Below are 8,906 nucleotides of genomic sequence, written 5' to 3' on the forward strand. Positions count from 1 at the left end.
TCAGCGTCTCACATGTGTCTGTCTAGGTTCAGCAAGGGGCCTTGACCTTCCCCTGACAGGCCCCAGGCTAGACTGGAGGCGTGGCCACGGTGCTCCTGGTTGAGGACGAGCCTGCGGTGCGGCTTGGGGTGAAGCTGGCCCTGGAGCGGGCCGGGCACCGGGTCCTCGAGGCCCCCTCGGCGGGGGCGGCCTGGCCCCTCCTGAGGGAAGCCGAGGCCGTGGTCCTGGACTGGATGCTCCCCGACGAGCCTGGGGTGCGGCTTCTGGAGAGGATGCGCCAGGGAACCTACCCCGACCTCCCCGTCCTCATGCTCACCGCCCGGGCCGAGGTGCGGGACCGGGTAGAGGGGCTCTCCCGGGGGGCGGACGACTACCTGGTGAAGCCCTTCGCCACCGAGGAGCTCCTGGCCCGCCTCGAGGCCCTCCTGCGACGGGCAGGCCGGCGCAAGGTGCTCAAAAGGGGCCCCCTCCTCCTGGACCTGGAGCGGATGGAGGCGAGCCTGGAAGGCGAACCCCTTCCCCTCACCCGGAGGGAGTTCGAGCTTCTGGCCTTTCTGGCGGCCCGCCCGGGACGGGTCTACACCCGGGAGGAACTTTTGGAGGCCGTCTGGGGCCAGGACTACCTGGGCACTCCCAGGACCGTGGACCAACACGTGCTCCAGCTGCGGGAAAAGCTCGGGGAAGACCCCAAAGCCCCGCGTTTTTTGGAGACGGTGCGGGGGCTTGGCTACCGCTTCAAGGGGGAAGGGTGAGGGACGCGCTCGCCTCGGCCTGGGAGGAGGCCATGGAGGGTCTGGTGCTCCACCAGGAGCGGCAGGTGGTCTACCTCAACCCCGTGGCGGCGGAGCTATTAGCGGTGAGTCGGGAAAAGGTGGTGGGCCGCCCCCTCCTCCTGGCCCTGCGGGACCACCGCCTGGAGGCCCTGGCCCTTTACGGGGGCGAGCGGACCCTGGAGGTCCGGGGCCGCCTACTCCGGGCTAAGGCCCTGCCGGGAAGGCTTTACCTTTGGGACGAGACGGAAGGGCAAAGACGCCTGCAGGCCCTGGAGGAGGCCACCCAGGCCCTGGCCCACGAACTCCGCACCCCCCTGGCCGGCATGGGGCCCCTCCTGGAAGCCCTCACCCCCAAGACCCCGCAGGAGAAGGAGATCCTAGACCTACTCAAAGGAGAGGTGTCCCGCCTCTCCCGCCTGGTCAAGGACCTCTCCCTCACCCAGCCCGGCCCCAAGCGCACCTTTCCCCTGGAGGAGCTCTGGCCCCGTCTGGAGCGCCTCTTCCAGGAAAGGCTCAGGGGACGCCAAGTGGAGGTCTGCCTCCCCCATACCGTCCATGCCGACCCCGAGGCCCTCTTTCAGATCCTCTTGAACCTCCTGGACAACGCCCTCAAATACGGCCAGGATCCCATCCGCCTCCTCTCCCACCAGGAGGGGGAACGCCTGCACCTGGAGGTGAGGGACCAGGGACCCGAGCTCCCCGACTACGAGGCCCTCTTCCTTCCCCGCCGCCGGGGCTTCCAGGGAGGAACGGGCCAAGGCCTGGGCCTTTACCTGGTGCGCCGCCTGGCCCGGGGGCTGGGGGGGGAAGCCTACGGGGGCAGGCAGGGAGGGGAGAATGTCTTTGGCATCCAACTTCCCCTAAACTGAACATGGAGGAAAGATGCGCGAAGCCCTGGACCAAGCCCTGAACCACCTGCTGGAAGAGACCCTACGGATGCTCTCCCTGGTGCGGGAGATGACCCAGGAGGCCACCGAGGCCCTGGTGGGGAACAACGGAGCCAGGGCGGAAGGGGTCATCGCCAAGGACCGGCAGGTGGACGCCCTGGAGCTCAAGGTGGAGAACGAAGCCATCACCCTCATCGCCCGCCACCAGCCCGTGGCCTCGGACTTGCGGCTCATCTTCACCGTCATCAAAGCCCTCACCGACCTGGAGCGGGCCGGGGACTACGCCATGCACGTGGCCGAGGACGCCCTCTTCCTGACCCGGGAACCCCCCTTGAAGCGCTACGTGACCCTGCCGGAGATGGGCCGCAGGCTCTTGGAGATGATGGACACCCTGGCCAAGGCGGTGGCGGAGCGGGACGCCACCCTGGCCCGCAAGGTGCTGGAGATGGACGACCAGGTGGACGGGCTCTACGAGGAGATCACCCGGGAGCTCGTCACCTACATGATGGAGGACGCCCGCACCCTCACCAAGGCCCTCACCCTCCTGCGGGTGGCCCGCAGCTACGAGCGCCTGGGGGACCACCTGGAAAACGTGGCGGAAAGGGTGATCTACTGGCTTACCGGCGAGGTCTATAAGACCCCTGAGGACGTCTACTGAAGCCCTAGTCGGCCTCCACCTCCCCCGCCGCCTGGCGGCGGCCCGCCTTCCACTCCAGCCCCGCCCAGACGAAGTCCAGCAGGTCCCCGTCCAGGACGTTCTGGGGGTCAAAGCGCATGAGGCCCGTGCGGTGGTCCTTCACGTACTGCTTGTCCAGGACATAGCTGCGGATCTGGCTCCCCCACTCGATGGGCCGCACCTCTCCCCGAAGCTTCTGGAGCTCCTCCTGCTTCTTTCGCCACTCCAGCTCGAAGAGCCGGGAGCGGAGCACCTTCATGGCCAGCTCCTTGTTCTTGATCTGGCTGCGGGTGGTCTGGCAGGTGACGGTGATCCCCGTGGGCAGGTGGACGATGCGCACAGCGCTATCGGTGGTGTTCACCCCCTGGCCGCCGTGCCCCTGGGAGCGGAAAACGTCGATGCGCAGGTCCTCGGGACGGATGACTACCTCCACGGTGTCGTCCACCTCGGGCACCACCTCCACCCCGGCGAAGGAGGTGTGGCGACGCCCGGAGGCGTCAAAGGGGGAGGGGCGCACCAGGCGGTGGACCCCAGCCTCGGCGGAGAGGAGGCCGTAGGCGTTCTCTCCCCGGACGAGGATCTGGGCATAGTCGATCCCCGCCTCAGGGCCCGGGACGAGGTCCACCACCTCCACCCCGAAGCCCTGCCGCTCGGCGAAGCGGGTGTACATCCTGAGGAGCATTTCCGCCCAGTCGCAGGCCTCCGTGCCCCCGGCCCCGGGCTGGATGGTGAGGATGGCGTTCTTCTCCGCGTGGGGGAAGGAGAGGAGGGTCTCGTGGTAGAGCTCCTCCAGCTTGTGCGCCGCCTCCTCCAGCTCGGGGCGGAGGGCTTCCCGCTCCGCAGCGGGAAACTCCTGCCATAGCTCCAGGAGGCCCTGAAGATCGCTTTCCAGGGAGCGGAAAGCGTCCACGGTGCGCCGCAGACGGCTCGCCTCCTGGCTCACCCTCCGGGCCTCCTCGGGGTTTTGCCAGAGGGCGGGGTCTTCCAGCCGTTTGTCCAGCTCTTTCAGACGGGCTTCCTTGCTGGGGATGTCAAAGATACCCCCGGAGCCCGTCCAACCGGGCAGCGAGAAGGTCCAGGTCCATACCCTTCGCAGTATAGCCGTCTTGAGGGCTGGGCGCAAGCAGCTTTGATATGGAAAAGCGCATATTTCCTCCCATAGAGGAGTGAGCCTGCGAAGCAGAGGGCGCGCGGCCGCCCCGCCTGCTGCCCTCGAGGCCCCCGGGGGTTGCGCCGCCATGACCCGGGAAGCGCCGGAAGGCCGCTAATCGGCCGCCAGGGCCAGGGGCACCTCCGCCACGCCCACCCGGGCCCCCAAGGACCGGAGGCGTTCCTCCAGGTGCTCGTAGCCCCGCTCCAGGAAGTACACCCCCTCGATCTCGGAAACCCCTTCCGCGGCCAGGGCGGCCACCACCAGCCCACCCCCGGCCCGGATGTCCAGGGCCTTGACCTGGGCCCCGTGCAGCCGCCTGCCGTTCACCACCAGGGTGCGGTCCCGCAGGTAGAGCTCGGCCCCCATGCGGGCCAGCTCCCCCACGTGGGTGAAGCGGTCGGGGTAGACCCGGTCGGTGATGGCGCTCTGCCCCGGCACCGTGGCCAGGTAGGCACCCACGATGGGCTGAAGGTCCGTGGGAAACCCGGGGTACTCCCGGGCCTCCACATGGAAAGGCTCGGGGTGCTTTGCGGCGGTGAAGCGCACCCAGTCCGGCCCCACCTCCACCCGGTGGCCCGCCTGGCGGAGCTTGTCCAAAAGGGCATCCAGGTGGTCGGGGCGCACCTGGGTGAGGGTGAGGGCGCCCCGGGTGGCCGCGGCCGCCAGGAGGTAGGTGCCCGCCTCGATGCGGTCGGGGATGATGCGGTAGGTGCCTCCCCCAAGCCGCCTGGCCCCCCGCACGTGGAGGATGGGGCTGCCCAGGCCCCGCACCTCCACCCCCAGCATCCCGAGGAAGCGGCCCAGGTCCTCCACCTCGGGCTCCATGGCCGCTTGGACCAAGGTGGCCTCCCCCCCCAGGGCCACGGCCAGCATGGCCTGCTCCGTCCCCCCCACCGTGGGCAGGTCGAAGACCACCCGGCCCGCAAGGGGGCGGGTCTTTCGGGCATAAAAGGTGCCCTCCTCCTCCACCACCTCGGCCCCCAGGGCCTTCAGGGCCTTCACGTGCTGGTCCACGGGCCTGGCCCCGAAGGCGCAGCCCCCGGGCAAGGAGATCCGCCCCTCCCCCACCCGGGCGAGGAGCGCCCCCCAGACGATGAAGCTGGCCCGCATCTGCCCCACCAGTTCGTAGGGGGCGTGGGTGCTTTGGATCTCCGGGGTATGGAGGTGGAGCGTCCGGCCCTCCCAGGCGTAATGGGTGCCCAGGTGGGCCAGGAGTTCCAGCATCACCTCCACGTCCCGGAGCCTGGGCACCTCCAGAAGGGTTATCGGCTCCTCCGTGAGGAGGCTGGCCGCCAGGATGGGCAGGGCGGCGTTCTTTGCGGGATAGACGCGGAGCTCACCGGACAGGGGGAGGCCCCCTTCGATCCGCAGAATCCGGCTCCCCTTCCCCGACTCCGTGAGCATCATACACACCTTACTCAAGGTGAGGATATACAGGCGGATTCGCATTGTCAAGGCGATGCACCCTCTGCTACACTACCTGCCAAGGAGCGGTATGCCCAAGAGGGAGAAAAAGCGGCTGCAGGTGGTCATCTCCGAGGAGCAGGACGCCCTCCTCACCCGGGCGGCCTACGAGCTCTCTAGCCCCGAGCGGCTGGTGTCCAAGTCGGAGGTGGTGCGCCTGGCCATCGCCAAGATCGTGCGGGAGCTGGAGGAAGGCAAGGAGGAGCTGGCCGAACTCCTGAGGCGGCTGGAGCCGGAAGAGTGAGCGGCTTAGAATAACCGGCGTGGTCCTGGCCGGGCGCTACCGCCTCGAGGCCCCCCTGGGCTCCGGGGGCATGGCCGAGGTCTGGCGGGCGGTGGACGAGCGCCTGGGGCGCAAGGTGGCGGTGAAGCTCCTCCACCCCCGGGCCCTGCCTCCGGAAAGGGAGCGGTTTTTCCTGGAGGTGCGGGCCCTTTCCCGCCTCTTCCACCCGGGCATCGTCCAGGTGCTGGACCTGGGGGAGGAGGAGGGGAGGCCCTACTTCGTCATGGAGCTGGTGGAGGGGGGCACCTTTGATCGGCTGGGCCCCTTCGAGGAGGGCCCCGAAGGGGAGCACCTCCTGGAGGCCGCCATCCGGGTGATGGAAGCCCTGGCCCACCTCCACGCCCAGGGCATCCTCCACCGGGACCTCACCCCCAAGAACATCCTCCTCACCCGGGAGGGCCACCCCAAGGTGATGGACTTCGGCCTGGCCTACCTCCTCCAGGAGAGCCGCCACCTCACCCGCACCGGCTACACCCTGGGCACCCCCACCTACATGGCCCCGGAGCAGGCCAAGGGCCTGCCCCTCACCCCCAAGGCCGACCTCTACAGCCTGGGGGCGGTCCTCTACCGCACCCTCACCGGCAAACCCCCCTTTGAGGGGGAAAACGACCAGGCCGTCCTCTTCCAGCACGTCTACGAGGCGCCCAGGCCCCTCGAGGCCCTGAACCCCGCCATCCCCAAGGGGGTGGGGGAGGCCGTCTTGGGCCTTTTGGCCAAGCACCCCGAGGAAAGGCCCTCCCACCCGGGCCTCTTCCGGGGGGTCCTCCAGGAGTTCCAGGCCCTGCGCCTGGCTACGCCCCGGGCAGGGGCAAGCCGCAGCGGCCACTACCCCCTGGCCCCCGACCCCAGGCGCCTCTCCTTGAGGGGCAAGCTGGACCTGGGGGGAGAGGCCGCCTGGCCCGGGGAGATGGTCTACGCGGGAGGACGGGTTTTCCTGGGGGCGGGGCGGGGCCTGGTGGAGGTGGACCTTCTCACGGGGGAGGTGCACCGGGAAACCCTCCCCGACGAGGTGACGGCCCCCCCCGTGGTGCGGGGTGGGGTGTACGTGGGTTGTTGGGACGGCCGGGTGCGCCGCTTCCGGGGCCGCACCCTGGAGTGGAGCGCCGAGACGGGAACCGAGGTCACGGCCAGCCCCCTGGTGCTGGGTCCAAGGGTCTATGTGGCCAGTCGGGACGGCGTCCTTTACGCCTTTGAGCGGGACCGGCCCCTCTTCCAGTTCCGCGCCGGGGGGCACCTCTCGGCGAGCCCCACCCTTTACCGGGGCCTCCTCTTCCTGGGTTCGGAGGACGGCTGGCTCTACGCCCTGGACCCGGGGACAGGGGCCCTCCGCTACAAGGTGAAGACCGGACCCGTACACGCCCCCGTGGCCGCCCACCGGGGGGTGCTCTTCATCCCCACCTGGGAGGGGGAAGTCTACGCCTTCGACCCCCTGACCCGGGAAACCCTCTGGAACACCGCCCTGGAAGGCGAACTCTGGGGGGGACTGGCCCTGGACGGGGAGCGGGTCTACGCAGCGGGCTGGAACGGGGTCTTGCGGGCCCTGGACCAGGCCACGGGGGAGGAGGCGTGGAGCCTGGAGGTGGGGAAGGTCACGGCTGGCCTCACCTACGCGGGCGGGCACCTCTTCCTGGCCACGGAGGAGGGACGTTTCCTGGCGGTGGACCGCCGGGGCCAGGTGGTCTTCGAGGCCACGGGCCTGGGGGCGGTGCAGGTACCCCCCCTGCCCCTGGCCCAGGAGGTCCTGGTGGTCAACCTCGCGGGGAGGCTCTACCGCTTTGGCGTAGGATAGGGCCATGGAAGCGGTCAGCAGCGAAAAGGCCCCCAAGGCCGTTGGCCCCTACGCCCAGGCGGTGCGGGCTGGGGGCTTGGTCTTCGTTTCCGGCCAGATCCCCTTGCGGCCCGACGGCAGCCTGGTGGAAGGGGACGTCCGCGCCCAGACGGCACAGGTGATGGAAAACCTCAAGGCGGTCCTGGAGGCCGCGGGCTCGAGCCTTTCCCGGGTGGTGCAGACCACCTGTTTCCTGGCCGACATGGAGGACTTCCCCGCCTTCAACGAGGTCTACGCCCGCTACTTCCAACCCCCCTACCCCGCCCGGGCCACGGTGGCGGTGAGGGCCCTGCCCCGGGGGGCGCGGGTGGAGGTGGCCTGCGTCGCCCTGGCGGAATAAAGCGCCCCGGCAAAAAAGCGTAGAATGACGGCATGGCGAGTGCAGGAGAAACGCAGGCGGCGGAGCTGGAAGGCCGCTTCCGCGAAGGGGATATACGGGCCCTGGCCCGGGCCCTGACCCTGGTGGAGTCGGGCCACCCCCTGGGCCAAGAGCTCCTGAAGCGCCTGCGGGGCCAGGGACGGGCCAAGGTGGTGGGGGTCACCGGAAGCCCCGGGGCAGGCAAGAGCACCCTCACCGACCGTCTGATCGTGGAGGCCAGGCAGCGCGGGGAAAAGGTGGGGGTCTTGGCCGTGGACCCCTCCAGCCCCTTCACCGGGGGGGCCATCCTGGGGGACCGCATCCGCATGATGCGCCACCACCAGGACCCCGGGGTCTACATCCGCTCCCTGGCCTCGAGGGGCGCCCTGGGGGGGCTGGCCGGGGCCACGGTGGCCGCCTTGGCCCTTCTGGAAGCCTTCGGCTTTGACCGGATCTTCGTGGAAACCGTGGGGGTGGGCCAGAGCGAGGTGGACATCGCCCGGGTGGCGGACACCACCCTGCTGGTCCTCACCCCCGCCGCCGGGGACGCGGTCCAGGCCTTCAAGGCCGGGGTGATGGAGATCGCCGACCTCTTCGCCGTGAACAAGTTCGATCTCCCGGGCGGCGACCGGATCATCCAGGAGCTTAAAAGCGCCCTGGACCTCTCCCCTCCCCGCCCCGGGGGCTGGCGCCCCCCCATCTTTCCCACGGTGGCCGCCACCGGGGAGGGGGTGGAGGCCCTCTTTGAGGGCTTGGAGGCCCACCATCAGCACCTCTTGGGGCACGGCCTCCTGGAAGCCCACCGCCTGGAGCGGGCCCGGTTTGAGGTGGAGAGCGTCATCCAGGAATGGGGGCGGAAAAAAACGCATAAGGCGGGCGACCTGGTGGCTCGGGTGGCCCGGGGAGAGCTCTCCCCGGAGGAGGCCGCCCGGCGCCTACTGCGGCCGGAAGCGCAGGAGGGCCCGGCGTAGGATCTCCCGCTCGTTGGGGTAGGAGAGGCGCTCCAGGGCCTCCTCGGCGGGCAGGAAAAAGGCGGCCTCCACCTCGGCCAGCTGGGGTTTGGGCTCCCCTCCTCGGTAGGCCATGAGGAAGTAGCGGACCTCCTTGCCCACCGAGACCGCCCCCCCTTCCTCCCGGACGGTGAAGTAGTAACGCACCTTGCCCAGGGGAAAAAGCGCCGCGGCCTCTACCCCCGTCTCCTCCCGCACCTCCCGCACCGCGGTCTCCGGATAGCGCTCCCCAGGCTCCACCTGCCCCTTGGGCAGGGTGATCACCCGGCCACCCCTCAGGGAGACCACCAGGACCTCGGGAGGATCCCCCCGGAGGACCACACCCCCCGCCGAGACCACCCTTCTCCTGGCTCCCGGCATCCGCCGCCCTTTGCGCACGCTTCCCGACCCACCCCCCGGAAACAAAAAAGGGCGCCCATGGGCGCCCTCAAAGGACCTGAAAAGGGGAAAGCAGGGCTTCATGCTCCTTAGAAA

At 69.6% G+C, this 8,906-nt stretch carries 10 protein-coding genes; 7 read left to right on the plus strand and 3 right to left on the minus strand.

Annotation, left to right across the window (positions count from 1 at the left end; translation table 11 throughout):
* The first annotated feature begins 80 nt into the window (after positions 1–80).
* From ETP66_RS11605 to phoU, 3 genes are read left to right on the plus strand one after another with little or no spacing between them, the layout of a single operon-like run.
* The gene (locus ETP66_RS11605) at positions 81–752 is read left to right on the plus strand and encodes a response regulator transcription factor (RefSeq protein WP_130842751.1); all 672 of its coding nucleotides are present in this window, start codon (positions 81–83) and stop codon (positions 750–752) included.
* Positions 753–784: 32 nt separating this feature from the next.
* Entirely contained in the window at positions 785–1,642 is an 858-nt protein-coding gene (locus ETP66_RS11610) for a sensor histidine kinase (protein WP_430731890.1), read from the plus strand.
* 13 nt (positions 1,643–1,655) lie between these two features.
* On the plus strand, positions 1,656–2,318 hold the full coding sequence (gene phoU, locus ETP66_RS11615) for a phosphate signaling complex protein PhoU (RefSeq protein ID WP_130842753.1): 663 nt from the start codon (positions 1,656–1,658) through the stop codon (positions 2,316–2,318).
* 4 nt (positions 2,319–2,322) lie between these two features.
* Here phoU and prfB read toward each other — a convergent pair.
* Both prfB and murA read right to left on the minus strand, forming a co-directional pair.
* A protein-coding gene (gene prfB / locus ETP66_RS11620) for a peptide chain release factor 2 (protein ID WP_130842754.1) occupies positions 2,323–3,421 on the minus strand; the annotation gives its coding sequence in 2 pieces (ribosomal slippage) (positions 2,323–3,369 and positions 3,371–3,421; 1,098 coding nt in all).
* Between the two features lie 179 nt (positions 3,422–3,600).
* Positions 3,601–4,896, minus strand: coding sequence for a UDP-N-acetylglucosamine 1-carboxyvinyltransferase (gene murA, locus ETP66_RS11625; protein WP_130842755.1), 1,296 nt, complete (start codon positions 4,894–4,896; stop codon positions 3,601–3,603).
* 88 nt (positions 4,897–4,984) lie between these two features.
* On the opposite strand from murA, the gene ETP66_RS11630 reads away from it, so the two are divergent.
* Genes ETP66_RS11630 through meaB form a run of 4 tightly spaced genes read left to right on the plus strand, consistent with a single transcriptional unit; the run spans position 4,985 to position 8,393 of the window.
* Positions 4,985–5,197: a transcriptional regulator gene (locus ETP66_RS11630; protein ID WP_130842756.1), complete on the plus strand. Its 213-nt coding sequence runs from the start codon at positions 4,985–4,987 to the stop codon at positions 5,195–5,197.
* A 10-nt stretch (positions 5,198–5,207) separates the two neighbouring features.
* Positions 5,208–7,025: a protein kinase domain-containing protein gene (locus ETP66_RS11635; RefSeq protein ID WP_130842757.1), complete on the plus strand. Its 1,818-nt coding sequence runs from the start codon at positions 5,208–5,210 to the stop codon at positions 7,023–7,025.
* Positions 7,026–7,029: 4 nt separating this feature from the next.
* Positions 7,030–7,404 carry a RidA family protein gene (locus tag ETP66_RS11640; RefSeq protein WP_130842758.1) on the plus strand — a complete coding sequence of 125 codons (375 nt, stop codon included), beginning with the start codon at positions 7,030–7,032 and terminating at the stop codon, positions 7,402–7,404.
* Between the two features lie 32 nt (positions 7,405–7,436).
* The gene (gene meaB, locus ETP66_RS11645) at positions 7,437–8,393 is read left to right on the plus strand and encodes a methylmalonyl Co-A mutase-associated GTPase MeaB (RefSeq protein ID WP_130842759.1); all 957 of its coding nucleotides are present in this window, start codon (positions 7,437–7,439) and stop codon (positions 8,391–8,393) included.
* Here the strand turns inward: meaB and ETP66_RS11650 are convergent.
* The gene (locus tag ETP66_RS11650) at positions 8,358–8,792 is read right to left on the minus strand and encodes an NUDIX hydrolase (RefSeq protein WP_130842760.1); all 435 of its coding nucleotides are present in this window, start codon (positions 8,790–8,792) and stop codon (positions 8,358–8,360) included. The two genes, meaB and ETP66_RS11650, sit on opposite strands and share 36 nt — an antisense overlap.
* Positions 8,793–8,906: the final 114 nt, after the last annotated feature.

Origin of the sequence: Thermus thermamylovorans, assembly GCF_004307015.1 — a bacterium.
Taxonomy (GTDB): Bacteria; Deinococcota; Deinococci; order Deinococcales; family Thermaceae; genus Thermus; species Thermus thermamylovorans.

Coding starts and splice junctions, on each gene's coding strand:
- ETP66_RS11610 (WP_430731890.1), top strand. CDS start 785: ATGGAGGGTCTGGTGCTCCACCAGGAGCGGCAGGTGGTCTACCTCAAC.
- phoU (WP_130842753.1), top strand. CDS start 1,656: ATGCGCGAAGCCCTGGACCAAGCCCTGAACCACCTGCTGGAAGAGACC.
- murA (WP_130842755.1), bottom strand. CDS start 4,896: ATGATGCTCACGGAGTCGGGGAAGGGGAGCCGGATTCTGCGGATCGAA.
- ETP66_RS11630 (WP_130842756.1), top strand. CDS start 4,985: ATGCCCAAGAGGGAGAAAAAGCGGCTGCAGGTGGTCATCTCCGAGGAG.
- ETP66_RS11640 (WP_130842758.1), top strand. CDS start 7,030: ATGGAAGCGGTCAGCAGCGAAAAGGCCCCCAAGGCCGTTGGCCCCTAC.
- meaB (WP_130842759.1), top strand. CDS start 7,437: ATGGCGAGTGCAGGAGAAACGCAGGCGGCGGAGCTGGAAGGCCGCTTC.
- ETP66_RS11650 (WP_130842760.1), bottom strand. CDS start 8,792: ATGCCGGGAGCCAGGAGAAGGGTGGTCTCGGCGGGGGGTGTGGTCCTC.